Source organism: Mycobacterium sp. MFM001, assembly GCF_003402475.1.
Classification (GTDB): domain Bacteria; phylum Actinomycetota; class Actinomycetes; order Mycobacteriales; family Mycobacteriaceae; genus Mycobacterium.
On record NZ_BFAB01000007.1, the window covers coordinates 20531 to 45978 of the forward strand.

Here is a 25448-nt window from a genome sequence, read left to right on the forward strand (position 1 = left end):
CATTTTTGTATTGAAATTTTCGCCTCACAAAGATAGTTGCTCAAAGCGGGCGAGGGCGGCGTCGAGGTCTGCCTCGTCGTAGACTTCCATTCGCTTTATCAGGCCACCTTCGACCGTGCAAATGTTGATCGCCCGCCACTCGGCATCAAACCCCTGCTGCGAGGTTCCACGGGCAGCATGGGTGATTACGCCTCCGAGTTCGCTCAGCCGATGTACCGCTTCGATATGGGCGCTGATGTCCGGCGTGAGGTCCCACATGGCAGGAAGATAGGCGGTCAGATCTTCCGTCTCGGTCGTTACGGTCGACCGATGATCGACGAAAACCGAATCCGTTGTCATGCCGGGAAGTTCATGCCGGTTGCACGCTGAATAAGACTGCGCGATGACTGACCACGTGTGTGCATAGGGTGCCGCTTCTCCGGCGGCATATCGGGTGTCGAGTTCCTCGAAGGCAGCGTCTATTTCGTCAAGTTCGAAGAAGACGCCCGCCGCGAGCCTGTTGTCAGCGTCGATCTCGATGACGTAGAGCAACTCGGTGCCGAATTCTCCCGGCCGCAGGTCGCGATTCACGTGGGTAAGGGCGAGGCGCTCCCCGCGAGTCGCGATGACTGCCGACGTCATGTTCGCTTCGAGCGCAGCGAAGGCTTGCATGCTTGCGATGTGGACGTCTCGACCGTGTAGGACGCCGGCGTTCACGACCCGGCGACGGTCGTCAGTGGAGACGTCGTCGGCAAGCAACGTCGCCATGGCATCCCAGTCGCGGGCAGCGAAGTAGGTCCAGAAGCGTTGGCCCACCTGGCTTGCCGCGTTGTCCAATCTCCGCACCTGCCGGCGCAATTCCTCAAAGCGTGCGAGCGCAGCATCGAGGTCGGCCTCGTCGAACAGCTCGCAACGACTCAGCAGACCGCCGTCGAACGTGAGCATGCCGATCTCGCGCCATTCGGCCCGGAAGCCCTTTTGCGACGTGCCCGATGCCACCTGCGTGACGACGGCTCCGAGGTCGCTCATGCCATGCACAGCCCCGACGTAGGCGGTTAAATCCGGCTCGTTGTCGAACAAGTCGCGGATGTAGGCGGTCATGTCGCCGGTCGCGAACGTTGCTCCGCGCCGATGGTCGATGTTGACCCAATCCGGGGTCCGCTCGGGTAGTTCATGTCTGTTGATCGCGGCGAAGCCGCGCTCGACGGCCGACCACGTTTGCGCGTGGGCGGCTGCTTCGCCCGCAACGTAGCGGGCGTCGAGTTCGGCGAGAGCGGCGTTGAAGTCGCCGGCATCGAACATGACGTGGGCCGAGATCTGGTTGTCGGTGTTGATCTCGACGACGCCGATCACGCCGCTGGAAGGCTCGGCCCAGTCGCGGAAAGAAAGGTGGTAGCGCCCGAGGACGAGCCGCTCCCCACGGGTCGCGACGCCGCTCACCGCGATGTTTAGCATCCCAATCTCGGCGAAGGACTGCATGTTCGCGATTTCGGCATCCCGGCCGCGCCGGACCCCCGCGTTCACCACCCGTCGGCGATCGTCGGTCAAGAAGTCGTCGGATAGCGTCTCGGCCATGACCTCCCAGTCGCGGGCCGCAAAGCGTGCAAAGTACCGCTCGAGCACTCGACTGGCCGTATTTTCCAATCGCGGAGCCGGCTCGCTTAGCTGATCGAATCGCGCAAGCGCGGCGTCAAGGTCTGTTTCGTCGAAAAGCTCGCTGCGGCTAATTCTTTCGCTATCGACCATCAGCAGATGGGTATACCGCCACTCTGCATCAAAGCCCTCTGGTGAGGTCCCACGCGCGACGTGTGTGACGACCGCTCCGAAGTCGCTCAGCCGATGCACGGCGTCGATGTAGCTCGTGATGTCGGGCGTGTCGTCCCATGCCGCACGCATGTAGCTGAACAACTCACCGGGTGCGAAGGCAGTTCCGCGCCGGTGGTCGATATTTACGCAATCGGGCGTGGTCGCAGGCGGCTCATGTCGATTGAACGCCGCGTAGCCTTCCGCGATGACCGACCACGTGTTGGCGTGGGCAGCCGCCTCGTCGGCGAGGTAGCGCGCGTCGAGTTCCGCGATGGCGGCGTCGATGTCGTCAAGGTCGAATGTGGCCCAGGCCCCGATCCGATGGTCGGCGTCGATCTCGAGCAGCCATAGCAGATCGACGTGGAATGCTCCGGCTTCCTCATCGCTCCGCGATAATCGCGAACGAATGAGGACGAGGCGCTCCCCACGGGTCGCAACGACGTCGGACGTCGCATCGGTGACCCCGAGGTCGGCCGCCGACCGGAAATCTTTGAGCTCAGCATCGCGGTCCTGCCGGACGCCGGCATTCACCACCCGGCGACGGTCCTCGGTTGAAATGTTGTCGGCCAGTAGCGCTGCCATGGCATCCCAGTCGCGCGCCGCAAAATGCGCCAGGAATTCCTCCACCATTCGGCTTGCTGTGTTTTCCAGCCGTGGTGCTGGCCGGCTGAGTTCTTCGAACCTCGCGAGAGCGGCGTCCAGGTCTGCCTCGTCGAAGAGCTCACAGCGGCTGAGTGAGTCGCCCTCAACGGCGAAGACGCAGATCATCCGCCACTCAGCAACGAAACCTTCTTGTGAAATCCCATGCGCCACATGGGTAGTAATCGCGCCGATGTTATTCAGCCGATGCACTGCCTCGATGTAGACCTCGCTCTTGCTGTTAGGCGAGTCGTCCCATGCGGCTCGGAGGTAGGCGATGATGTCGCCGGGGGGTATCGCTGCTCCACAACGGTGGTCGATGCTCACAAAATCCGGTGTTGTGGTGGGAACTTCGCGTTGGTTAACCGCAGCGTATGCCGCCGTGATCACCGACCACGCGCGCGCATAGGGTGCCGCTTCGCCGGTGAAGTATCGCGCGTCGAGTTCAGCCATGGCGGCTTCGAAGTCCTCGGGGTCGAACGCGCTGCGGGCTGCAATCCGCTCGTCGGCGCTAATCTCTATGACGCTGAGAAACTCGATATGAAATGCGTTGGGCTGCTGGTCTTCGGCGGAGATACAGCTCCGGCAGAGGACAAGGCGTTCGCCTCGGGTCGCGATGACCGTCGCCGTACTCCTCGTGGCCCCAATGTCGGCGAAGGCCCGCATGTCCATGAGCTGCGCATCTCGACCGTGTCGGATTCCGGCGCCTACCACCTGACGACGATCGTCTTGATAAAAGTTGTCGGCCAGCATCTCCGTCACGGCGTCCCAGTTGCCTACCGTGAAGTACCGTTGGAAGCGCTTGTAGGTTCGGCTTGCCGCGTTTTCCAGTCGCGGCGTCGACCGACAAAGCTGCTCAAAGCGCGCGAGCGCAGCGTCCAGGTCTGTATCGTCGAATAGCTCGCCGCGGCTGAGCAGGTCGCCTTCGACCGTGATAAGGAAGACTTCTCGCCACTCTGCGTCGAAGCCCTCCTGCGAGCTTCCGCGCGTCACATGGGTGACGACCGCTCCGATATCATTCAGCCGATGCACAGCCTCGATGTAGGTAGTGCCCTCTTGTGCGAGATCCCATGTGGCATGGATATATGCGATCAGGTCACCGGGCGCGAACTTTGTCCCTCGGCGGTGGTTGATGCTCACAAAGTCCGGTGTCGTTGCAGCGATCTCACGTCGATTGAGCGCAGCGTAAGCATCCGTGATTACCGACCACGTGTGTGCATGGCTGGCCGCTTCGCCGGCGAGGTATCGCGCGTCGAGTTCGGCCACAGCGGCCTCGAAGTCGTCGAGGTCGAACACGATGCGTGCCAGGCATCTTCCGTCGGCGTCGAGCTCGAAGACGGTCAGTAGGAGGGTGTCGAACGCATCATGCGAGGCTCTGATACGGCTGAGCACGAGGCGCTCGCCGCGGATCGCAATGACGTCTGACGTCAGCTCGATACCGACCTGGGCCATGCCCGAGAGTTCGGCGATCATCGCATCTCGGCCCTCTCGGAGGCCGGAGTTGACTACCCGGCGACGGTCATCGCTCCGAAAATCGTCGGCTACCATCTCGGCTATCGCACGCCAGTCGCGGGCCGCATAGCACACCTTGAATCGCTCGTAGAGTCGGCTTGCCGCGTTCTCAAGGTGCTGCACGCGCGGATGCTCTCCCTCCAACCGGGCGTGGGCGGCGTCGAGTTCAGCTATCGCAGCGTCCATGTCTTCGAGGTCGAACCACACCTGCAGCGCGATTCGACCCTCTTCGTCGATGCCGTAGAGACTCAGGAATTCGTCCTGCGGCGCTCCAGGGCTCACGTCGGCGCTGTCCGCCCTTACCCGAGAGAGAGCCAGGCGCTCACCTCGCACGGCGACAACCACGTGGCTGAGCCGCAAGTCGCCCTTCTCCAGAATCGGCCTATTCGCTTGTCCCCAGTCGTCCGACGACAAGTCAATCTGCCTGAATCCGACTATTTTCCGACGACTCTCCATGAGTGCATTGGGTGAGTACAACTGCCCGATTTCGTCCCAGGCTTGGCGATCAATGGCAGCGATCACCCGTTCACCTGCTCGCGCGCACGCGTTGTCGAGCTTGGCCTGTGGCGGCGATTCTGGGTGCAGTTCCTCGAATCGCGCACGTAGGGCGTCTAGTTCGGCAATTGCGGCATCCATGTCTTCGAGGTCGAACCACACCTGCAGCGCTATTCGTCCCTCCTCGTCGACGGCATACACCTGGAGGAATTCGTCCTGCGGCGCCCCAGGGCTCACGTCGGCGGTGCTTAGCACCAAGCGGGCGAGAGCCAGGCGCTCGCCCCGCACCGCGACGACGACATGGCTGGCCCGCATAACCCCCGTCTCGAGATCGCGCCTCGTCTGATGCATCACGTCGACTGCCGAGAACTCCGTCTGCTTAAAGCCGACGACCTTCCGGCGACTCTCGACGGAGCCTTGGGGTGCAAACAGCCGCTCGAACTCGTCCCAGTCTCCGCGGTTAATTGCGGCCATCGCGCGTTCGCTCGTTCGCGCGGCCGCGGTGTCTAACTCGATGCTCGGCGCTTCGGGTGGAGCCTGAGCGAGCGGCAGCTCCGCACCGAGAACGAGGCGTGCCTTATCTGCAAGTGCCGCAGCGCCTTTCCGCTCGTAAAGCTCCGCCGCCCGCTCGGCAGCAGTGCGTGCCGCAGCGGTGTCTCCAGCGGCTCCAAGAACCGTTGCCAGCGTTGAACATGCGTCGCCATGATCGACCAACGCGTCCGTACGCTCGGCCAGGCCGACAGCAGCTTCCGCAACCCGCCGAGCCTCGCCATGCTCACCCTGGCGTGACAGCAACAAAGCCCGAAGCGTTCGCCACGCGATCGACGCCTTTAGCGCGTGCCCGGCAAGACGCTCACTCTCCGAACATAATTCGTCAGCCTCGTCCTCGCGGTCTAGCGCAAGACAAGCGCGGCCCAGCAGCGCCGCCGTCTCCGCGGTATCCGCGTCCAGCCCCATCCGCCGAAAACCGTTGTACGCCTTGCGTAGACGCGGTTCGGCCGCCGCAGGATCGTCGCCGACCAGCTCGACGATCCCGGCAAACTGCTCAACCTCCAGCAGCGCATGACGCAGACCCAGCTCGGTGACCGTACGCCGCGCCGAATCGATCATCCGTCGCGCCGCGGCCGCGCGCCCCCGGAACGCCTCCAACACCGCCTGACAGCGCGTCGACGTCGCCTCTACCGCAGGCGAGTCCGTCGTAATCCGAAGCAGCCGCACCACGTCCAGGCACCGACCGCCAGCCCGTGGAACAGGATTGGGGCCCCACAGCGCCGCGAGTGGCGCACCTGCCAATACTGCGTTCACTCGGCGGTGTTCGCCCGCGCGGCGCGCAGCCGTCAGCGCATTGTCCAGCGCGATTTCGCAGTCGCCGATTCGTCCCAGCCGCGCAAGGCAACCCGCGCGCACGGTATGCGCCTTGGCTTCGCCGGCGGCGTCGTCCAATCCGGCCAGTTTGTCGGCGGCCGCGCCCAACGCGGCTTCCACCTCGTCCAGCCGCTCGGGGTGGGTCAGCATCGAGAGCTGACCGTCGAAGCACGTCGCCCATGCTGCCAGCCGCGCTGAATCGGCCGTCGTACCTTGCAATTGCGAGACCGCGCCCGCCGCCGAAGCCACGTCACCCGCGGCCAGCAGAGCCTCGCACCGCGCGATGAGCAGTTCGGCGGCCTGATCGTCACGGTCGGGCAGCTCGTCGTCAAGTTCCTCCAGCGCGTGCAAGGCACGGTCGTAGAGGTCGGCCGCCCCTTCATAGGCGAGTCGTGCCATCGCCTGATCTGCGGCACGCCGGCAGTACTCGACCGCCTTGGCCGCGTTACCCGCCCACGCGCATTCGAAGTAGTGGTGCGCCAATTCGGCCAGCAACTCGTCGTCGGCGTCGGACTCGCTCTCCAATGTGGCGGCGATGCGCTGGTGCAGCCGCATTCGCCGCACCGACGGGAGTTCGGCAAGCAGCGACTGCCGGACGATCGCGTGGTTGAACCGGTAACGACCGCCCGCTTCTTCGATGACGATCCCGGCCTTGCACGCCTCGTCGAATGCGTCGACGAGGTCCTGGTCGACAACCCGCTCGACGAGGTCGACGGCGAAGCGACTCCCGACGACCGCGGCCGCCGCAAGGGCCTTGTTCGTCTCCGCCGGAAGCCGAGAAAGCCGACGGCTCACAGCTTCTCGCACGCCCTGCGGCAGGGTGCTCGGATCCCAACGGCCGCCGCTTTCATCGACATGGCGCAGGGCCTCGATGAGGAAGAACGGATTGCCACCCGTCACGGACGCCAACGCTCGCGCCAGCTCCTCGTCGTCGTAACCGGCCTCTGCGACATACGCCGTCACCTCCTCCTCGTCCAGGCCGCTCAACTGAATGCGGTTGGCGGTGCCGTCACGGTGAAGGTCGGCGAGCATCGCCGCCAAAGGATGGGAGCGGTCGAGGTCCGTGCTGCGGTAGGTGCCGACGACATGCACCCGAGCCTTTTCACCGAAGCGCAGCAGGTGTCGTAGCAAGAGCAGCGTCGGTTTGGCGGCCCAGTGCAGGTCGTCGAGAACCATGACGAGGGGCGCATTCGCGGAAGCGAGTTCCAACAGACCGACGACGGCGTCGAAGAGTGCGTAGCGTTCGGTGTCCGGATCTGCGCGCGCCGGCGCCGCCACGTCGGGCAGGACATCGGCCATCGCGGGAATCAGTGGAAGCAGCGCTTCGACCCCGCGCATCCCGCGCAGCCGAGAAGCGCCCAAGCATGGCATCAGCGACCGCAGAGCTTCCGCGAACGGCTGATACGGCGCACCGAGGTCCTCGTCACAGCGTCCGTACAACACGACCGCGCCCTGCTCGTAAGCGAGGCGCGACCATTCGCCGGCCAAACGTGTCTTGCCCACACCTGGCTCGCCGGCGATCAGCACGGCCTGCATGCCACCCGCGAGCGCTGCCTGCCACGTGGACAGCAATCGTTCGAGCTCACTGCCGCGACCCACGAACGGCCCGGGGCCGGTCAATATCGCGGGCAGGCCGGGCCGCTCGATCGGCGCTTCGCTGGTCTCCTCCGGCCGCTCGGCGGTTTCCAGCCGCAGCTCGAAAACGTGCTCCGGGCGTGCCAGGTTTTTGAGCTGACGCATCCCGAGATCGGCGAGCACAACGTCGTCGGGCAGAGAGTCGACGACGAGCTCGGCGGTCGCTCCGGAGCATAAGATCTGGCCACCCGCGGCAAGCGACCGCAGGCGCGCGGCACGGTTGACCGCTCGGCCGAAGTAATCCCCGTCGCGAAGCTCGGCCTCGCCGGTGTGCAATGCCACCCGAATTCGCATGGGTTCCAACAGCTCCCACGGCTCGTGGGAGATGGCGTCTTGCAGTTCGATGGCGGCCGCCGCCGCCGCCGACGGTCGCTCGAACACCGAGAACGTCGCATCGCCCTCGCCGCGCGTCTTGATCAGCCGGCCGCCGCGCGACGTGACGACCTGTTCGACGAGCTCGTCGTGGCGGGCAAGCGCCACCGCCATCGCATCGGCGTCGGCTTCCCAAGCAGCGGTTGAGCCCTCGATGTCGGTGAGCAGAAACGTCACGGCACGTGTGACCGACGAAATATTCTGTGCCACAGGCATATCCAGCGCAGCATCCTGGGCAACGATCGCGGCCTCGAGCCGGCGAAGTTCCGGCCCGGGATCGACGCCCAGTTCGTCGGCCAGAAGCGACCGCGCCCGCTGATACGCGCCCAGGGCCTCACCCTGTCGGCCGGCGCGATAAAGCGCGAGCATCAGTTGGCCCCATCGCCTTTCGCGCAACGGTGCATCGGCGACCGCGGCCTCGAGCTCGCCGACGATCTCCGCCGCCCGGCCCGTCGCCAGCAGCGCATCGGCGCGATCCTCGTCCAGCGCGGCATGGCCCTCGATCCAGCGCGTCTTCTCCGATATTCCGCGGCGGGTATCGGGCAGTTCGGGAGTTCCGCGCCAGAGGGCCAGCGCCTCCTCGAAGGCGACCGCCGCCTGGGTGATGTCGCCCGCGGCTGCGGCATCTCGGGCCATCTTGGTGACCCGTTTGTAGCGCGAGGCATCGGTCTCGGCCACATTCAGGATCCAGCCCATTCCCTGCGTCAAAACGAAGCCGTCGCCCAGCGTGCGACGCAGCGCAGAGATGTGCGTCTGGAGGGCCTTGGCGGCGGTGCGCGGCGGGTCGTCGCCCCATAGCAGTTCGATCAGGGTTTCGGTCGACACCACCGACCCGCCGTGCAGCCCGAGCATCGTGAGGATGGCGCGCGGCTTGGCGCCCGGGATAGTGACCGGGGTGCCGTCTCGCCGGACCTGGAGAGGCCCCAAAACCCCCAGCTCCACCGCATGAAGCGTACTCACATCGCGATCTTGAGTGAGGCGATTCAACACCCGGTCAAGAACCAGTAAAGGCGCCTAGCGCCGGCGCCAGGTCGCCGGCCGCTTTTCGAGGAACGCGCACATGCCCTCTTGGGCGTCGTCGGCGCGGGCGTTCATCGCCATGACGGCCTTGGTCAGGTCGTATGCCCGGTGTTCGTCGAGCTCGATTTGCGTATAGAACGTTTCCTTGCCGAGCCCCACGGTCAGTGGGCTGGACGCCACGATGGCGTCGACGATGGTGCCGAGTTCGTGTTCGAGGGCCTCGGCCGCGACGACGCGGTTCACCAGGCCCCAATCGAGCGCCGTCGCAGCGGTAATCGGCTGGCCGGTAAGCAACATCTCCAGTGCGCGCTTGCGGCCGATTGCACGCGACAACGGCACCATCGGCGTCGAGCAGAAGAGGCCGATCTTGACTCCCGGGGTGGCGAAGCGAGCGCCGTCCGCGGCCACGGCGAGGTCGCACGCCGCGACGAGCTGACATCCCGCCGCGGTCGCCATTCCTTCCACCTTGGCGATCACCGGTTGGGGGAGGCGGTGGATGGTTTCCATGAGTTCGGTGCACACGTCAAACAGCCGTTGGTAAAACGGGACGTCGCGGCCGACCATCTCCGCCAAGTCATGGCCCGCGGAGAATGCCGGTCCGACCGCGTCGACGATGATCACCCGCACCTCGGGATCCGCACCGAGCCGCTGCAGGGTGGCGATCAGCTCTTCCATCAACTCGAGGCTCAGCGAGTTGCGTTTCTCCGGCCGGTTGAGGGTCAGACGCGCCACCGGGCCGTCCACGCGGACCAGAACGGGCGTCGTGAGCCTGCTCATGCACGCGAGCATACGACTAACGATGCAAATCCCACTGCCCGAAATCGGCCGCGAGGACCTCGTCGACGTCCACGTGCGTACCGCCCACGAGCACCCCCGGATTCGACGGGGTATTGACCACAACCTGATACAGCACCGCGGCAGGCTCGCGCTGACCGGCAGACCACCCGATGGTCTGCCACGCCCACCGGTGGCCCGCTGTCGTCGAGTGACCTATGACGTTGTCTTTGATCGCCCATCCGCAGGCCCGTGAATGCCCGTAGATGCCGGTGCGCTCCACTCCCAGTACCGAGTTGATTCCCCGAAACCATTGGGAGGCAGTGCTATTCCAGGTGTCGAGATCGATATCCTCGTCGACACTGAAGAAGATCGGCGCCGAATTCGGACCCCCGGCCGCGCCATGCAGTCGCATTGCTGTCTGAGCGTCGGCCACACCGCCGTCGTACCCGCGGGTGTAATCCGACGGGGTAGGCCAGCCCGGCTTGCCGTACTGATAGCAGCTGACGATGTGCAGACCCGCCGCGCGGAGCCCATCCGCGTACTCACGGGTGACGGGCTTAAAATCGAAGTCTGCGCCCGGCCGCGATTCGGCCACATAGACCAACGCTCCGTCAAAACCCGCCGCTTTGATCTGATCCGGCGCGACGATGTGCTCCGAGAAATCGATCAGCCGCATGGTGGCGGCCGACGCCTTCGGCGCATTGGCCGGCAGGCTCAATAGAACCGGTGCGGCGCAAGCGCATTTGAGCACGTCGCGCCTCGAAACAGACACGGCGCGATGGTAACAAAATCAGGTCCGCAATGGCCTCAGTAATGCATTGAGACCGTATTCGAAGACGGCGTCGTAGTCGGTGGGGGATTGCAGGGCCTTGACGAGCTCCTGGTCGGGCCAGTCGTCGGCCCACAGCGACGGGTCCTCCTCTTCGTGTTTGGCGCCACGTACGGCCGAGAACTGCATCACCGCAGAGGAAATGACGTGGACCTGCACCGCCCGCAGGACGAGCGCCGCGTCGGTACCGGTCACACCCAGATCGGCCAGCAGCGCGGCCAGCGTCTGCTGAATGGGCAGGAACAGCTGCGGTGTCCGGTCTCGTTCATGCGCAATGCGCAGAAGATGCTGTCGCTCGATCAACACTGTGCGCTGCGAGCGGGCAAGCGACGCAATGCGATCGACGGGAGTGTCACCCTCGATGGGCAGGTTCGCCATCTGACTCAGCAAGCGGTCGACCAGCATGTCGAAGAGTTTGTCGCGGCCTCCGACATGCCAGTAGATCGAGGTGACCGCAACCCCCAGTTCTTGGGCGAGGCCGCGCATGCTGAATGCCTCCACGCCGTCCTGTTCGATCAGCCGGGCCGCGGTATCAAGGATCAGCTCGGCGCTGATGGCAGTCAAGCCGGCTCACCTCCGGTCATGCGCTCCGATTCCGGCAGGCCGAGGTAGCGTTCGAGGTTGCGATGCACATTGATTACCCGTCGTTCCTCGTTGGACAGCACCACGTGCGTGAATCCCGGCTGGCGCAAACCGCGCTGAATTCCGGCTAGTACCTTGATGTCCTGGGTCATCACCAGACCCGGCTCGGCCTCGCCCGCCGTCAACCGAACGTCGACGGGCTTGCTTCGTGGCGCACCGGGCGGCATCCGCGTCCACAGCATCATCACCATTTCGCCGTGGTCGGGATCTGGTCCCGGCAGTGCCGTCATCACCGTCAGATGATCGGCGTTGGTCAGCAGCGTCATGTTCGGAAAGACGTTGTATTGGTGCAGCCGCATCACCTGATCGGTGGTGGCCCAACTCAGGTCGACCCCGCGTCCAGCCGCGAAAGTCCTTGTGTGCTGCGCGATCACATCGGCGACCGACTGGCCGGGCTGACGCTCTTCGTGCGGGAACGGGGTGCCCTCCGCAACACCCATCAATGCCCCCTGGGTGGTGACATACGCGTCCCACACCTCCTCGTCGCTGAGGGTGTGTTTGAGGTGAGGGCTCGGTACACCGTAGAGCTGGTCGGACTTGCCGGTATGCCCCCAGATCGCCTGTGGCGCATGGACGTCGTCGACGCACCGGTGTAATTCCGGGTGCAAGGTCTGGATGTGGTAGGTCTCGCTGAACCCGTCGGCGATCGTCTTCCAATTCGCATCGACCTCGACGGTCATGGTCGCGTAGCACCGGAAGTCGCCCAGCCCGCACCACGCAATGTCGTCCGGCACCGCCTCCAGGTAGTCGATCAACGGCATCGCGTCGGCGTCGAGGTTGACGAACACCAGCCGCTCCCACGTGTCGACGTGCGCCGCAATCAGGGGAAACTCCGACATTTGCAGCGCGCCGAATCCCTTGCGATTCGGAACCCGCTTGAGCGCACCGCACAAGTCCCATGTCCAGCCGTGATAGCCGCAGCGCAGCTCCCGCAAACCCGAGCCCGACCCGGCGCACAGCGAGTTGCCGCGGTGTCGGCACACGTTCTGGAACGCGCGCAGCTCGCCGTCGTCGTCTCGGACGATGAGCACCGAGTAAGGGCCGCAACGGTATTCGAAATAGTCGCCGGGTTCGGCGACGTGATCGACTGTGCAGGCGACCTGCCACACCTTCGGCCACATCCGCTCGGCCTCGAGCGCCGCGAAGGCCGGCGAGTAGTACCGCTCAGCCGGCACCCGAGTGGGGCGTCGCGGCGGCGGGCCGATCGCGTCCTCCCGCCGGGCACGGGTTTCTTGTGTCGTCATCGAAGCTCTCCCGCGGCGTCTGTAACGGTGTTACATTGCTCACTGTAGCGGCTGGCGGGGGCAGACAAGGGAGTAATCGTGTTCGACCTCAAGATCACTGGCGGGACGGTCGTGGACGGCACCGGCGCAGAGCGGTTCGACGCCGACGTGGCCGTCAAGGACGGCAAGATCATCGAAGTTCGCCGCCGCGGACCGGGCGACCCGCCGCTGCAGGGCGAGGCCGCGGAGACACTCGACGCCACCGGCAAGATCGTCGCGCCGGGCTTCGTGGACATCCACACCCACTACGACGGGCAAGTCAGCTGGGACGACCTTCTCGAGCCGTCGAGCACTCACGGCGTGACCACTGTCGTGATGGGCAACTGCGGTGTCGGGTTCGCGCCGGTGCAGCCCGGGCGTGAGCAATGGCTCGTCGAACTGATGGAGGGCGTCGAAGACATTCCGGGAACTGCGCTGTCCGAAGGGATTACGTGGGGCTGGGAGAGCTACGCCGAATATCTCGACGTGATCAGCAAACGCGAGCTTGCCGTCGACGTCGGAAGCCAGATCGCGCACGGCACCGTCCGCGCATACGTGATGGGGGAGCGCGGCGCCCGCAACGAACCCGCCACGCCGGACGACATCGCGGCGATGAGCCGGCTGGTGCAGGAAGCGGTTGAGGCCGGCGCGCTGGGGTTCTCGTCGTCGCGCACGCTTGCCCATCGCGCGATGGACGGCGAACCCGTCCCCGGAACGTTTGCCGCCGAAGACGAGCTGTTTGCGCTGGGACGTGCGATGGCGGCCGGCGGCGGGGCGGTGTTCGAGCTTGCACCGCAAGGCGCGGCGGGGGAGGACATCGTGGCGCCGAAGAAGGAAATGGAATGGATGCAGCGGCTGGGCGCGGAGATCGACGTGGCGTTGAGCTTCGCGCTGATCCAGGTCGACGCCGATCCGGGGCTCTGGCGTGAGCAGCTCGACATCTCGGCGGCCGCGCACGAAGAGGGCAGTCGCCTGCATCCACAGATCGCGGCGCGACCGTTCGGGATGCTGCTCGGTTTTCCCGGCCACCACGCCTTCAGCCACCGCCCGACATATCAGCGGCTGAAAGCCGAGTGCAGTCGCGAAGAGCTCGCCGCGCGGCTGGCTGGCCCCGCGGTACGGGCAGCCATCTTGAGTGAGGACGACATCCCGCCCGACCCAAATGTGTTGTTCGACGCCATGTTTGCGTTCGCGCAGCACTCGGTCGACCGGCTCTACCCGCTCGGCGAGCCGCCCGACTACGAGCCCACACCCGATCGCACCGTCGCCGCCATCGCCCGGGACCGTGGCGAGGATCCGCTCGCCACGATGTACGACCTGATGCTGGAAGCCGACGCCGGCGCGATGCTGATGCTGCCGCTGTTCAACTACGCCGACGGCAACCACGACGCGATCCGCGAGATGCTGACCCATCCCGCCGGCGTTTTGGGGCTGTCCGACGGCGGCGCGCACTGCAGCATGATTTGTGACGCGTCGTATCCCACGTTCCTGCTGACGCACTGGGCGCGCGATCGCCGGCGCGGTGAGAAGCTGCCGCTGGAATACGTCATCCGTAAGCAGTCCCACGACACCGCGCAGCTGTTTGGGCTCTCCGACCGCGGCGTGATCGATATCGGGAAGAAGGCCGATGTCAACGTGATCGACATGGATGCGCTGACGCTGCATGCGCCGCGGATGGCCTACGACCTGCCGGCCGGCGGTCACCGGCTCATGCAGGGTGCGTCGGGCTACAGCGCCACGATCGTCAACGGGGTCGTAACACGCCGCGACGGGGTCGACACCGGCGCGCGGCCCGGCCGGTTGGTGCGCGGAGCGCGTTAGGTTGTCGGCCTGGGCGGCGCGGTCATAGGCATTGCCGTCGGGCTGTGGGGGCGACGCGGCGGGCGAAGGCGGCCGGCCAGGCGTCGGAATAAGTTCGCTACGACCCGGTGTTCGGTGTGATCGTCACATTTCGACGACGGGAGCAAGCATGGGCATCGGCGTCCTCACCTTCGTTACGGACGAGGGCATCAGTCCAGTCGAGTTGGGTACGGCGCTCGAGCAGCGCGGGTTTGAGTCGCTGTTCCTCGCCGAACACACGCACATCCCGGTCGACGCGCAAACCCCGTATCCGGGCGGAGGCCCGATTCCGCCGAAGTACTACCGCACGCTAGACCCGTTTGTGGCGCTGACGGCGGCGGCGGTCGCCACCGAGAAACTGGTGGTTGGCACCGGCATCGCATTGCTGCCGCAGCGCGATCCGATCCTGACGGCCAAAGAGGTGGCGTCCCTGGATCTGGTGTCGCAGGGGCGATTTCGCTTCGGCGTGGGTGTGGGTTGGCTGCGTGAAGAAATCGCCAACCACGGCGTCGACCCCGCCGTTCGAGGGCGCCTCTCGGAAGAGCGGCTGCGCGCGATGATCGAGATCTGGACGCAGGACAAGGCCGAATTCCATGGGGAATTCGTGGACTTCGATGCAATCTACAGTTGGCCGAAGCCGGCGACCAAGCCGTATCCGCCGCTGTATCTGGGTGGCGGTGCCGCAAGTTTTAAGCGCATTGCCCGGCTGAAGGCCGGCTGGATCTCCTTGAGCCCATCGGCGAAAGCTCTGTCGGGTGAGCTCGAAGAGCTACGCGCGGTTGCAGGCAACGACGTGCCGGTGATCAACATCCACATGGGAGAAGAACCGAAGGCCAAGGACGTTGAAGGCTACCGTGACCTCGGGGTGGAGCACGTCTTGCTGGAACTGCCGACCGAGCCTCGCGATCAGACGCTGCGACGTCTGGACGAGTTACAGACCGAGTTCGTCAAACTGGGGTAAACGCGGGGTGCGCTGAGCATCACCGTGTGAGTGCTTGGTCGACCAATGTCTCGGCAGCCGCGCGAGCCTGCGCCCACGGTGACGGGTCCTCGAGTGACGTGGTGAGTGCGGCTGCACCCTCGTAGAGCACAGCCAGCTGGCTGCCCAGTAGGCCGGGGTCGGCGGCGCCTGCCTGCCGAGCCAACTCGGTGAGACAGTCGATGAAATTGTGCTTGGTTGCCCGGACGATTTGTTGAACTCCCGGCATTGCTCCTGCTGCCTCGACGGCCGCGTTGTGGAGCGGGCAGCCCCGCAGGGGTGCTCCAGTGGCGGTGGGCCTGTCGAACACGGCCAGTAGCCTTTCGCGCGGTCTCAGGCCGACTGCATGCCCAACGGGGTTGGCGACACGTTCCTTGATGCTGTGCAGGTACTCCTCCACCACTGCCGTCTTGCTCGGAAAGTGTTGGTAAAGAGTACGTTTGGAGACGGACGATTCAGCCGCGAGTCGCTCGACGCCGGTGGCGTTGATGCCCTCCCGATAAAACAGCTCTGCAGCAGTGTCCAGAATGCGCTGGCGTGCACCACGGCCACCCCTGCTTGTCGCACGCTGCTTGTCCATGCTGCGAGTATACCGATCGGTTTACAACGACGTCAGGGGCGTGTACGGTTACGGCGACGGAAGTACACCATTCGGTTTACTAGGAGCAGGTATGAAACAACGAAGGTCTGTGGCGCTGGTTACCGGCGTCTCCTCGGGAATCGGCCGGGCAGCGGCGAGCGCCTTGGCCGCGCAGGGTTTCGAGGTCTTCGGCACAAGCCGCAGCCCGGAACGCACCAAGCCCATCGCGGGTGTGGAATTGGTCCGGCTGGACGTCACCGACGCTTCGTCGGTCTCCGCGGCCGTCTCAACTGTCATCCAGCGTGCCGGTCGCATCGACGTCTTGGTCAACAATGCCGGTGCCGGCATCGTCGGCGCCGCGGAGGAGAGCTCAATCACCCAGGCGCAGCAGCTCTTCGACACAAATTTCTTCGGGCTAGTCCGGGTGACCCGTGAGGTGCTGCCTTTTCTGCGTGCGCAGGGCAGCGGGCGCATCATCAATATCAGCTCGGTGCTGGGGCTCCTGCCGGCGCCGTACGCGGCCTTGTATGCAGCCTCTAAGCACGCGGTCGAGGGATACTCGGAATCCCTCGACCATGAAACCCGCGAATTCGGTGTGCGGGTCTCGCTCGTCGAACCCGCCTACACGAACACCTCCTTCGAAGCCAACGCCGTCGAAGCCGATTCACCGATAGACAGCTACTCGAACGCTCGTGAGCACCTCCGGGAGGTTCTTAGCGCGGCGATACAGCACGGCGATGACCCCGTAGTGGTCGCGCAGGCGGTCCTCAAGGCGGCGACCAGCAGTGTGCCGAAGCGGCGGTACCCGGCGGGACCTCTAGCACGTCGGCTGGCGTTGTTGAAGCGGTTAGCTCCAGCCGCCGTGCTGGACAAGGGAATTCGTAAATCGAACGGGTTGGCGGCAGCGCCGAAACCCCGCCGCCGCAGCGAGCGACTGCACTTGGCCTCGTAAACGCTTACCCTGGCCGTATGGCCAAAAGCCGTATCCAGATCGCCCGGGTCTACGACGACCCGGGGCCGGACGAGGGTCAGCGCATCCTGGTGGACCGGGTATGGCCCCGCGGATTCCGCAAGAACGATCCGCGGGTGGGCACCTGGTGCAAGGACGTTGCGCCGTCGAAAGAACTGCGCGAGTGGTATGGCCACAAGCCCGAGCGCTTCGACGAGTTCGCCAAGCGGTACGAGAAGGAACTGCAGGGCAACGACGCGCTGGCGGACCTTCGGAAGCTCACGAAAAGCGGGCCCGTGACGCTGGTGACCGCGACCCGCGACGTCGAGGGCAGCCAAGCCGCGGTGCTGGCGAAGCTGCTCAAACGCCGCTGACGTCAGTACTCGTACTGCGCTAAATCGGCGTCGCCGTCGCGGCCCGACCCGTCGATCGACAACACCGCCGGCACCATCTCGCTGGTGACCATCCCGTGCTCGGCGGTCAGCTCGTCGACAATGTCGAAACTGCGCACGATCCACTCGGGCGTGTCGATGATGATCGTGACGACAGGCACTTGCCGCACCAACTGAAACAGCTTGTCGCCGTGAGGTTTATGGTCACCATGGAATCCCCAGATGCCGCGCAGCACGGTGGCGCCGCGCGCCATCCCCGACTCGAGTAACTGGCGCACGAGCGCGCGGTGAATCGGCACACCGCCGTGGCCGGTGGCTTCGCTGGTGTGCACCATGATCTTCTGCCACAGCGGCCGCCCCTGCTTGTCGGTCGCGGGCAGCCGGTGCGGCCGGGCCACCAGCTCTCCGTCGCGTTTGCACAGTCGCACCCGCTCGACCGTCAGCAAGGGGTTGGGCATCGCGGCGCTGAGCTCGGCCACCGCCGCCGACACCTGCGCCGCACTCCCGATCGAGATGATCATCAGCGGAACGTTGACATTGCGGCTGAAGAACCGGGCCCGGTAACGCTGCCCGTGCGCGGTGCCGTCGACACCGAGAAACACTCCGGCACCGGCAAATCCCTGCCGATGCAGCAGATCGCACACCGCCCGGAAGGCCGGCACCCCGCCGATACGCTCCTGCCGGCCGACATACACGGTGAGCTTGAGGGCGTCGCGCGCGTCGCTGGTGAACTCGCCGCCGACCAGTCGGGCACGTTCCAGCGTCACCAGACCGCGGCCGGTCATCGCCACCACGTCGTCGACCAGGCTGCTGATCTTCGATTCGACGTCGACGGCCGCGATTGCCACTGGCGGATCCTCGGACAGGCTCAGCGATTCGTCGGTGCGCAGCACATGGCGCATGCCGAAACTGGCGATGCCGCGCAGCATCACGCTGGTCGCAACTTCCTGGCTGCCGTACAGGTCCAGCATCGCGTCGGCCAGAAACCCTTGGCCCGCAGCGCCATTCACCGCGCGTTGGCGCTCACCGAAGTAGGTGGTCAGCTTCAGGCACGGCTGGCTCATAAGAGACTCGCGATCCACTGACCGAGCAGCGCCGCCGCCATGCCGAGCACCATGCTCACGACGATATTCGCGACGGCGAACCAAATCTGACGTTCCTCACCAAGCCGCTGGGTTTCCAGCATCCAGGTGGAAAACGTGGTGTACGAGCCGATGAACGCGGTGTCGACCAGCAGCGCGACGTGCCGGCTCAGCGCTAGACCGCCAACCAGACCCAGCACCGCTGCGCCGCTGATGTTCACCGTCAGCGTCCCGAACGGAAACGATCGCGCCACCCGGCGGCCCACTGTGCCGTCGACCATAAAACGCAGCACAGCGCCGATACCGCCGGCAATCAGCACGCCGAGCCAGACCATCAGCGCACTCGCACCCGTCGCACCGCGGCGGTGGCCAGGTACACCGCGAGCAAGCCCGCCGCGATGCTGGCAGCGATGTAGCCGAGTGCCAGGCCGTATCGCTGGTGCTCGATCATCTCCAACGTTTCGACCTGCATGGTGGAAAACGTGGTCAGCCCGCCGCACAGCCCGGTGCCGAGCAGCGGTCGGCGATAGCTCGACAGCGGCAGCCGTTCCAGCAGCCTGGTGGTGAAGTAACCCACCAAGAACGCGCCGACGATGTTGGCGGTGAACGTCGGCCACGGCCAGCGCGTGGGATCCGGCTCGGCCAGGCTGTTCAACCCTGCGCGGGCAGCGGCACCCAGCGCGCCGCCGACGAAGACAGCGGCCAACTCGCGGTAGTCGCGACCAGGCATCCAAGCAGCGTATGCGTGGCATCGGCAGAATTGGTGACATGGTGGCCAACCCGCGTGCCGGACAGCCGGCCCAGCCCGAGGACCTCGTCGACCTGCCACACCTGGTGACTGCGTACTACACGACGAAACCCGACCCCGAGGACGTCGCGCAGCAGGTGGCATTCGGCACGTCCGGCCACCGTGGCTCCGCGCTGGACGGGGCGTTCAACGAGCCGCACATCCTGGCAATCACCCAGGCCATCGTCGAGTATCGCGCCGCGGCGGGAACCACCGGGCCGCTGTTCATCGGCCGCGACACGCATGCGCTTTCCGAGCCGGCGTGGGTGTCGGCGGTGGAGGTGCTGGCCGCCAACGACGTGGTGGCCATGGTCGACGCCGCCGACCGGTACACGCCGACACCCGCGATCAGCCACGCCATCCTCAACTACAACCGCGGTCGCGCCGACGGACTGGCCGACGGCATCGTCGTCACCCCGTCGCACAATCCGCCCCGCGACGGCGGCTTCAAGTACAATCCGCCGCACGGCGGGCCCGCCGACACCGACGTCACCACCGCAATTGCCAACCGCGCCAACGAGATTCTGCGCGACGGGTGCTCTGCGGTGAAGCGGATTCCTCTACAGCGGGCGCTGCAGACCACGTTTCGCCACGACTACCTCGACGCGTACGTCGATGATCTGCGAAACGTGGTCGATATCAACGCAATTCGCGAAGCCGGGATACGAATCGGGGCTGATCCGCTCGGCGGCGCCAGCGTCGACTACTGGGGTGTGATCGCCGAGCGGCACAGCCTGGATCTGACCGTGGTCAACCCGCTGGTCGACGCGACGTGGCGGTTCATGACGCTCGACACCGACGGCAAGATCCGGATGGACTGCAGCTCACCGGACGCGATGGCGTCGCTGATCGCCCACCGCGACCGCTACGACGTCGCCACCGGCAACGACGCCGACGCCGACCGGCACGGCATCGTCACCCCCGACGAGGGCCTGCTGAATCCCAACCACTACCTCGCGGTGGCCATCGACTACCTCTACACGCATCGGCCGTCCTGGCCGGACAGCATCGCCGTCGGCAAGACCGTGGTCAGCTCGTCGATCATCGACCGGGTGGTCGACGGCATCGGCCGCGAACTGGTCGAGGTGCCGGTCGGCTTCAAGTGGTTCGTCGAGGGGCTGCTCGGCGGCAGCATCGGTTTCGGCGGCGAAGAGTCGGCCGGCGCGTCGTTTCTGCGCCGCGACGGCTCGGTGTGGACCACCGACAAGGACGGCATCATCCTCGCGTTGCTGGCCGCCGAAATCCTGGCGGTCACGGGGGCAGCGCCGTCGCAGCGCTACCGGCAGTTGGCCGGCAAATACGGGGAGCCGACGTATGCGCGTGTCGACGCGCCCGCCGACCGTGACCAGAAGGCCCGGTTAGCCAAGCTAACCGCAGACCAGGTGACCGCCACCGAGCTGGCCGGAGAAGAGATCACGGCAAAGCTGACGACGGCCCCTGGCAACGGCGCACCGCTGGGCGGCTTGAAGGTGACCACCGAGAACGCGTGGTTTGCTGCACGGCCGTCGGGCACGGAGGACGTCTACAAGATCTACGCCGAGTCGTTCCGCGGGCCAAAGCATTTGGCCGAAGTCCAGCGAGCTGCCCAAGAGGTCGTAGATAAAGTCATCGGGTGATCTTTGTCGCTCAGCGCCGGCGGGCACAGTTACCGCGCGCGGCCTGGGCGCTGATCGCGGCGAACGCGGTGGCCGCACTTGGCTACGGGGTGGTGTCCCCGGTGCTGCCCGCCTACGCCCGCACCTTCGGGGTCAGCATCGGCGCGGTGACGTTTGCGGTCACCGTGTTTTCGCTGACGAGGCTGTGCTTCGCGCCGCCCAGCGGGCTGCTGGTGCAAAAGCTGGGTGAGCATCGGGTGTACGTCGCCGGCCTCCTGATTGTCTCGGTGGCCACCGGCATGTGTGCGTTCGCCCAAAGCTATTGGCAGCTGCTGCTATTGCGCGCGATCGGGGGCATCGGGTCGACGATGTTCTTCATTTGCGCCCTCGGCCTGATGATCCGGATCAGTCCGGAGGATGCGCGTGGCCGGGTCGCCGGCCTGTTCGCCACCTCGTTTCTGATCGGCTCGGTCGGCGGACCCGTGGTGGGCAGTCTCACCGCGGGTCTTGGGCTGTCCGCGCCGTTCCTCATCTACGGAGGGGCAGTGCTGGTCACCGCGATCGCGGTGGCCTACAGCTTGCGGCGCTCGACGCTGGCCGCGCCCGTGGAGCAGACCCACTCGACGGTGACGGTGCGCACCGCGCTTCGGCACCGCGCGTATCGCTCGGCATTGCTGTCCAACTTCGCGACCGGCTGGTCGGTGTTCGGGTTGCGGATCGCGCTGGTGCCGCTGTTCGTCTCGGATGTGTTGGGCCGCGGCCCGCGGATGGCGGGTTTGGCGCTCGCGGTCTTCGCGCTCGGCAACCTGGTCGTCGTGCTGCCCAGTGGCCATCTGTCCGACCGGATCGGCCGGCGCCACTTGTTGATCGGCGGACTCATCGCTTGCGGTGCAACGACCGTGTGGCTGGGTACGACGACGTCGGTGCCGGTCTTCATGGTGGTGGCAGGACTGGCGGGCGCGGCGTCGGGCATCTTCGCCTCACCGCAGCAGGCCGCGATCGCCGACATTCTGGGCAGCACGGCGCGCGCGGGCACCGCGGTGGCGACGTTTCAGATGATGGCCGACTTCGGCGCCATCGTCGGGTCGATGGCGGTCGGCCAGATCGCTGAACACTTCACGTTCGGATGGGGTTTCGCGATCAGTGGCATCATCCTGCTGGCCGCGGCGGTGGCCTGGATGTTTGCGCCGGAAACCCGGGCGATGGACCAACTGACGGTGCCCGACGAATGGGAAGTGGGGACCACGGAGGACCTCGCCTGAAAACCCCGTTGCGGCACCATGGAGTTTGTGATGACGGACGGACGGCCGCGCTCGGCGATCGTGGTGGGCGCCGGCATCGTGGGGTTGTCGACGGCGTGGTTTCTGCAGGAGCGCGGCGTCGAGGTCACGGTGGTCGACCGCGTCGGCGTGGCCGCGGGCGCCTCGTGGGGGAACGCCGGCTATATCGCGCCGGGGCTGACGATGCCGCTCAACGAGCCGCGCATTCTGCGCTACGGCCTGCGCTCGCTGCTCAAATCTGATGCGCCACTGCGTATTTCATTGAGCGCCGACCCTTCACTCTGGCGTTTTCTGGCGCGGTTCGCGGCGAACTCCCGCGGCGCGGCGTGGACTCGCGCGGTGCGGGCCAACCTGGCGTTGAGCGAAGAATGCCTCGACGCCTACGACGTGCTGGTGTCCAACGGCGTCGACGCACCGCTCAACGATGCACCGGTCATGGCGCTGTTCCGGAAGTCTGGTGACGCCGCAGAGCTACTGGAGGAGTTGCAGCGCTTTCGGGATGCTGGCGGGCAGCACGCCTCTACTACCGAATTGACCGGTGCGGCACTGCGCGAACAGGTTCCGTTGGCATCGGATGCGGCCGCCGTCGGCATCCGCGTCGACGGGCAGCGATTCGTGGACCCGGGCCGTTTCGTGCAGGCGCTGGGCCGCTCGGTCGTCGAACGCGGCGCGACGCTGCTCCCCGAGGAAGTCGTCGACGTGGTGGGCGACGGCAACGGCGTCACTCTGCCGACCCGTAGCGGCTCGGGGTTGACGGCAGACGTGGCGGTGATTGCGACCGGGGCCTGGTTGTCGCGGCTGGTGGGTCGCTGGGTTCAGGTGCCGGTGCAGGCCGGACGCGGCTACTCGTTCACGGTGCCGGTGGAGCGCCCGGCTCTCTGCCCGGTTCACCTCCCCGAAGCGCGGGTGGCCTGCACGCCGCTCAACGGCAAGCTGCGGGTCACCGGGACGATGGAGTTGCGGGATCTAGACGCGCCGGTATCTGCCGCACGGGTCGACGCCATCGCCGAGTCCGCGCGCCCGTACTTCGACGGCGTCCGCTGGGAGGAACGCAGCGAGGAATGGGTCGGCCCGCGCCCGCTGACCCCCGACGGCCGTCCGCTGGTGGGGCAGGCGGCGCGGGGCATCTTCGTCGCCGGCGGGCACGGCATGTGGGGGATGACACACGGCCCGGCGACCGGTCGATTGTTGGCCGAGCAGATCACCACCGGTAAGCAGCCCGCCGCGCTGCGTGAATTCGACCCGACGCGCTAGCGCGCTGCGATTTCGGCGCGATAATTCTCGCTCAGCGTAATCTCGCTCAGCGTAAGAAAGCGCGCCCAAATCGCATGGGTGCTGATCAGCGACTTTGAACGCAAGTTGCTGGTGGTGTAGCTTCGATGGGCACGACTCGGGGCTATGGCGCAGCTGGTAGCGCACCACACTGGCAGTGTGGGGGTCAGGGGTTCGAGTCCCCTTAGCTCCACCGGATAAATGCGGTGTCGACAATCCGCGGGAACTTTTAGCGGGCCAGTCCGAGGAAGACGATCAAAGAGCGTTCGATGTCCGCCATGCGTGCGGACGGCACACGGCCGATACGCGAGCCAAGGTTCGCTCGTCGCACTGTAGTGATCTTGTCGATCATCGCGAAGCTGGGCGCAGTGATCTTCGTCGTCTCGTCATTCGGCAGGGCGACCCTGGATATCGGCGTGTCGGTGACCGTCGTGGTCAGTGGGATGACGACAACCGAATCTGTCTCCGCGAACAAGTCGTCTTGGACGATAATCGCTGGACGGGGCTTGGCCGCGTAGACACCGCCGGAGACGGTCCACAGCTCGCCACGGTTCACGCGTCGTCATCCAGCGAAGCGAGCGCGGAGATCTCCTCGACGAACTCCATGTCGTTGCTGTGTCGGTCGGCCTCCGCGAGCGCCAGCGCCTCACGGTGTGCTTCAGCGGCGAACGCTGGTGAGCGGACATCCGGTACCCAGATCTGGACGGGGCGGTATCCCCGCTGGCGCATGCGATCCCGGTACTCGCGGGCTCTGCGCGTCGACGTGCTCATGCTTTCCACTGTTGCATGAAACGCCTGTTGCATGCAACACGGGCCACCATTCGGCATGGTTGTGGGGGGTCAGGGGTTCGAGTCCCTTTGGCTCCCGCCTTAGCTCCACCGAAAACTGACCTCAGATGCCCTGGACTTCGTTGCTAGGCGAGGCCTATCGCGCCGCTTGTCGAATGTTCCTCCTGGGCCCGCGGTTCTACGTTGCTGCGTGCCATGGGTGGCTATGGGAGGACAGAAGTCTGCGATGGTGTACTTTCGTCCGATACGTGAGCTGTACTCGTTCGCGTCAGGGCGGTGCCAGGTAAAAGGCCCACACCGCACGGCTACCAAAGGAGTCTCGATGTCGGTTCCCCATGCGCCGCAGTCAGGCGACGCAGCGCACGTTGGCCAGCAGCCGCCGGCGGGCACACCACCGAAGAAGCGCCGTAAGTGGCCGTGGATTGTCGGTGGGATCGTCGGCCTATTAATCGTCATCGCCGCGTTTTCAGGTGGCCACGACGCAGAGAAGAGTGAGGCGAGTAGCGCCGGCAGCGGCGGGACTTCCGCCGCAGCCAAGCCAGGTAATGGCGCCCCCGCGGGAATGAACGTGCCCGTGCGCGACGGGAAATTTGAGTTTGTGGTCACCAAGGTTGAGCCTGGGCTGGCCGAGGTCGGTGACAACCCCTATTTGGCCCGAAAGGCACAGGGACAGTTCGTCATCGTTTCGATGAGTGTGAAGAACATCGGCGACAAGCCGCAGTCGTTCGCTCCCTCTTCGCAGAAGCTATTCGATGCTGACGGACGCAGTTTTGAGCCGGACACGACGGCTCAGATCGCGCTTGGCGACTCCGACGTTCCCCTGTACGACAACGTCAACCCAGGCAATGCGGTCGACGTCAAGGTCGTTTACGACATGCCGCAGAGTGCAGTTCCGACGACGATTGAGTTACATGACTCGGTGTTCTCGGGTGGCGCCAAGGTGTCACTCACTTCCTGATCGCGTTGGCATTTTCCACGGGGCCGAGCCGCCGACCGTGGCGGCTCAGCCCGTAGTCATCGACCTACCGCGGTCGACGAAAACACCGGTGGCGCGGCGGTCAGGCGGTCGTCGGTAAGCCGCCCGTAGACTGAGCCATCAGTCGCGCCAACGCTCCCCGAGCGCCCTTGTCGCTGTCGACACTTTCATCACAAGTCGGCGCTCGCGATTCCTGACCGGGACAAAGTGATAGTGCTTGTAGTAGAACGCCTGTGCCTCATCGTCTTTCGCATCAACGACGATAAGTCGTCCTCCGCCGATCTCGGATGCGGCGACGGCCTTGCCTAGTGCATCTAGGAGTAGCTGCTCGCCGTACCCGTGTCCGCGCAGTGTTGCACCGATTGCGAGACGGGCGATCAAGTAGCCGGGAATACGCGAATAGCCTCCGGCCGTCGACGCCGTGACGCCGTCATCTTTGCGCACGACCTCGGTGGGCAGATGGCGAAATAAGCGCAAACCTTCGTTTCCCCGGGCAGGGTCCACACGTATACGTGCGCGACTCCGCTGCTATCCGCGCGACGGGCATGGTTGACCAGCCAGGTGTTCAGCGGCTCCTTGCCGCAGTTGAATCCCT

At 65.5% G+C, this 25448-nt stretch carries 20 protein-coding genes and 1 tRNA gene; 9 read left to right on the forward strand and 12 right to left on the reverse strand.

Features of this window, described 5'->3' with window-relative positions; all coding sequences use genetic code 11:
- Positions 1–24 precede the first annotated feature (24 nt).
- The 5 genes from MFM001_RS13590 to MFM001_RS13610 form a co-directional block, all read right to left on the reverse strand.
- Complete coding sequence (locus MFM001_RS13590) at positions 25–8745, reverse strand: BTAD domain-containing putative transcriptional regulator (protein ID WP_116376073.1); 8721 nt, start codon at positions 8743–8745, stop codon at positions 25–27.
- A gap of 72 nt (positions 8746–8817) precedes the next feature.
- Positions 8818–9600 (reverse strand): enoyl-CoA hydratase, encoded by a 783-nt coding sequence (locus MFM001_RS13595; protein ID WP_116375819.1) that lies wholly within the window; start codon positions 9598–9600, stop codon positions 8818–8820.
- A 16-nt stretch (positions 9601–9616) separates the two neighbouring features.
- Positions 9617–10276, reverse strand: coding sequence for a DUF1906 domain-containing protein (locus MFM001_RS13600; protein WP_238159194.1), 660 nt, complete (start codon positions 10274–10276; stop codon positions 9617–9619).
- A 114-nt stretch (positions 10277–10390) separates the two neighbouring features.
- Positions 10391–10993, reverse strand: a complete 603-nt coding sequence (locus tag MFM001_RS13605; protein WP_238159164.1) for a TetR/AcrR family transcriptional regulator — start codon at positions 10991–10993, stop codon at positions 10391–10393.
- A complete protein-coding gene (locus MFM001_RS13610; RefSeq protein ID WP_116375821.1) occupies positions 10990–12315 on the reverse strand; it encodes an SRPBCC family protein in 1326 nt (441 codons plus the stop codon). The genes MFM001_RS13605 and MFM001_RS13610 overlap by 4 nt, the downstream gene beginning before the upstream one ends.
- 78 nt (positions 12316–12393) lie before the next feature.
- Here MFM001_RS13610 and MFM001_RS13615 point away from each other — a divergent pair, with 78 nt between their 5' ends.
- Together MFM001_RS13615 and MFM001_RS13620 are read left to right on the forward strand one after the other, a co-directional pair.
- The gene (locus MFM001_RS13615) at positions 12394–14154 is read left to right on the forward strand and encodes an amidohydrolase family protein (RefSeq protein ID WP_116375822.1); all 1761 of its coding nucleotides are present in this window, start codon (positions 12394–12396) and stop codon (positions 14152–14154) included.
- A 148-nt stretch (positions 14155–14302) separates the two neighbouring features.
- Positions 14303–15133, forward strand: a complete 831-nt coding sequence (locus tag MFM001_RS13620) for an LLM class F420-dependent oxidoreductase (RefSeq protein ID WP_116375823.1) — start codon at positions 14303–14305, stop codon at positions 15131–15133.
- Between the two features lie 19 nt (positions 15134–15152).
- On the opposite strand, the gene MFM001_RS13625 is transcribed toward MFM001_RS13620, so the two are convergent.
- Complete coding sequence (locus MFM001_RS13625; RefSeq protein ID WP_116375824.1) at positions 15153–15731, reverse strand: TetR/AcrR family transcriptional regulator; 579 nt, start codon at positions 15729–15731, stop codon at positions 15153–15155.
- 91 nt (positions 15732–15822) lie between these two features.
- On the opposite strand from MFM001_RS13625, the gene MFM001_RS13630 reads away from it, so the two are divergent.
- On the forward strand, positions 15823–16683 hold the full coding sequence (locus MFM001_RS13630) for an oxidoreductase (protein WP_116375825.1): 861 nt from the start codon (positions 15823–15825) through the stop codon (positions 16681–16683).
- A 17-nt stretch (positions 16684–16700) separates the two neighbouring features.
- Positions 16701–17054: a DUF488 domain-containing protein gene (locus MFM001_RS13635; RefSeq protein ID WP_116375826.1), complete on the forward strand. Its 354-nt coding sequence runs from the start codon at positions 16701–16703 to the stop codon at positions 17052–17054.
- 2 nt (positions 17055–17056) lie between these two features.
- On the opposite strand, the gene MFM001_RS13640 is transcribed toward MFM001_RS13635, so the two are convergent.
- Genes MFM001_RS13640 through crcB (MFM001_RS13650) form a run of 3 tightly spaced genes read right to left on the reverse strand, consistent with a single transcriptional unit; the run spans position 17057 to position 18884 of the window.
- Positions 17057–18136, reverse strand: a complete 1080-nt coding sequence (locus MFM001_RS13640) for a DUF190 domain-containing protein (protein ID WP_116375827.1) — start codon at positions 18134–18136, stop codon at positions 17057–17059.
- The gene (crcB, locus tag MFM001_RS13645; RefSeq protein WP_116375828.1) at positions 18133–18489 is read right to left on the reverse strand and encodes a fluoride efflux transporter CrcB; all 357 of its coding nucleotides are present in this window, start codon (positions 18487–18489) and stop codon (positions 18133–18135) included. The genes MFM001_RS13640 and crcB (MFM001_RS13645) overlap by 4 nt, the downstream gene beginning before the upstream one ends.
- Positions 18489–18884 carry a fluoride efflux transporter CrcB gene (gene crcB / locus MFM001_RS13650; RefSeq protein WP_116375829.1) on the reverse strand — a complete coding sequence of 132 codons (396 nt, stop codon included), beginning with the start codon at positions 18882–18884 and terminating at the stop codon, positions 18489–18491. Before crcB (MFM001_RS13650) ends, crcB (MFM001_RS13645) begins: the two co-directional genes overlap by 1 nt.
- Before the next feature lie 38 nt (positions 18885–18922).
- On the opposite strand from crcB (MFM001_RS13650), the gene pgm reads away from it, so the two are divergent.
- From pgm to MFM001_RS13670, 4 genes are all read left to right on the forward strand, one after another.
- Positions 18923–20557 (forward strand): phosphoglucomutase (alpha-D-glucose-1,6-bisphosphate-dependent), encoded by a 1635-nt coding sequence (pgm, locus tag MFM001_RS13655; protein ID WP_116375830.1) that lies wholly within the window; start codon positions 18923–18925, stop codon positions 20555–20557.
- Positions 20554–21798, forward strand: coding sequence for an MFS transporter (locus tag MFM001_RS13660; RefSeq protein WP_238159165.1), 1245 nt, complete (start codon positions 20554–20556; stop codon positions 21796–21798). The genes pgm and MFM001_RS13660 overlap by 4 nt, the downstream gene beginning before the upstream one ends.
- 30 nt (positions 21799–21828) lie before the next feature.
- Positions 21829–23070, forward strand: a complete 1242-nt coding sequence (locus MFM001_RS13665; protein ID WP_116376075.1) for an FAD-binding oxidoreductase — start codon at positions 21829–21831, stop codon at positions 23068–23070.
- A gap of 138 nt (positions 23071–23208) precedes the next feature.
- Positions 23209–23281, forward strand: a tRNA-Ala gene (locus MFM001_RS13670).
- A gap of 36 nt (positions 23282–23317) precedes the next feature.
- Here the strand turns inward: MFM001_RS13670 and MFM001_RS13675 are convergent.
- A complete protein-coding gene (locus MFM001_RS13675) occupies positions 23318–23644 on the reverse strand; it encodes a type II toxin-antitoxin system PemK/MazF family toxin (RefSeq protein WP_116375831.1) in 327 nt (108 codons plus the stop codon).
- Positions 23641–23859: an antitoxin MazE family protein gene (locus MFM001_RS13680; protein WP_116376076.1), complete on the reverse strand. Its 219-nt coding sequence runs from the start codon at positions 23857–23859 to the stop codon at positions 23641–23643. The genes MFM001_RS13675 and MFM001_RS13680 overlap by 4 nt, the downstream gene beginning before the upstream one ends.
- Positions 23860–24199: 340 nt before the next feature.
- On the opposite strand from MFM001_RS13680, the gene MFM001_RS13685 reads away from it, so the two are divergent.
- The gene (locus MFM001_RS13685) at positions 24200–24835 is read left to right on the forward strand and encodes a DUF4352 domain-containing protein (RefSeq protein WP_238159167.1); all 636 of its coding nucleotides are present in this window, start codon (positions 24200–24202) and stop codon (positions 24833–24835) included.
- Between the two features lie 138 nt (positions 24836–24973).
- Here MFM001_RS13685 and MFM001_RS13690 read toward each other — a convergent pair whose 3' ends face one another.
- On the reverse strand, positions 24974–25357 hold the full coding sequence (locus MFM001_RS13690) for a GNAT family N-acetyltransferase (protein ID WP_238159168.1): 384 nt from the start codon (positions 25355–25357) through the stop codon (positions 24974–24976).
- Between the last annotated feature and the right edge of the window lie 91 nt (positions 25358–25448).

What these genes read in the sequence shown, in the direction of transcription:
- MFM001_RS13635 (WP_116375826.1), top strand. Translation starts at nt 16,701, where the DNA reads ATGGCCAAAAGCCGTATCCAGATCGCCCGGGTCTACGACGACCCGGGG.
- crcB (WP_116375829.1), bottom strand. Translation starts at nt 18,884, where the DNA reads ATGCCTGGTCGCGACTACCGCGAGTTGGCCGCTGTCTTCGTCGGCGGC.
- pgm (WP_116375830.1), top strand. Translation starts at nt 18,923, where the DNA reads ATGGTGGCCAACCCGCGTGCCGGACAGCCGGCCCAGCCCGAGGACCTC.
- MFM001_RS13665 (WP_116376075.1), top strand. Translation starts at nt 21,829, where the DNA reads ATGACGGACGGACGGCCGCGCTCGGCGATCGTGGTGGGCGCCGGCATC.
- MFM001_RS13680 (WP_116376076.1), bottom strand. Translation starts at nt 23,859, where the DNA reads ATGAGCACGTCGACGCGCAGAGCCCGCGAGTACCGGGATCGCATGCGC.
- MFM001_RS13595 (WP_116375819.1), bottom strand. Translation starts at nt 9,600, where the DNA reads ATGAGCAGGCTCACGACGCCCGTTCTGGTCCGCGTGGACGGCCCGGTG.
- MFM001_RS13630 (WP_116375825.1), top strand. Translation starts at nt 15,823, where the DNA reads ATGAAACAACGAAGGTCTGTGGCGCTGGTTACCGGCGTCTCCTCGGGA.
- crcB (WP_116375828.1), bottom strand. Translation starts at nt 18,489, where the DNA reads ATGGTCTGGCTCGGCGTGCTGATTGCCGGCGGTATCGGCGCTGTGCTG.
- MFM001_RS13640 (WP_116375827.1), bottom strand. Translation starts at nt 18,136, where the DNA reads ATGAGCCAGCCGTGCCTGAAGCTGACCACCTACTTCGGTGAGCGCCAA.
- MFM001_RS13600 (WP_238159194.1), bottom strand. Translation starts at nt 10,276, where the DNA reads ATGCGGCTGATCGATTTCTCGGAGCACATCGTCGCGCCGGATCAGATC.
- MFM001_RS13685 (WP_238159167.1), top strand. Translation starts at nt 24,200, where the DNA reads ATGTCGGTTCCCCATGCGCCGCAGTCAGGCGACGCAGCGCACGTTGGC.
- MFM001_RS13625 (WP_116375824.1), bottom strand. Translation starts at nt 15,731, where the DNA reads ATGGACAAGCAGCGTGCGACAAGCAGGGGTGGCCGTGGTGCACGCCAG.
- MFM001_RS13610 (WP_116375821.1), bottom strand. Translation starts at nt 12,315, where the DNA reads ATGACGACACAAGAAACCCGTGCCCGGCGGGAGGACGCGATCGGCCCG.
- MFM001_RS13620 (WP_116375823.1), top strand. Translation starts at nt 14,303, where the DNA reads ATGGGCATCGGCGTCCTCACCTTCGTTACGGACGAGGGCATCAGTCCA.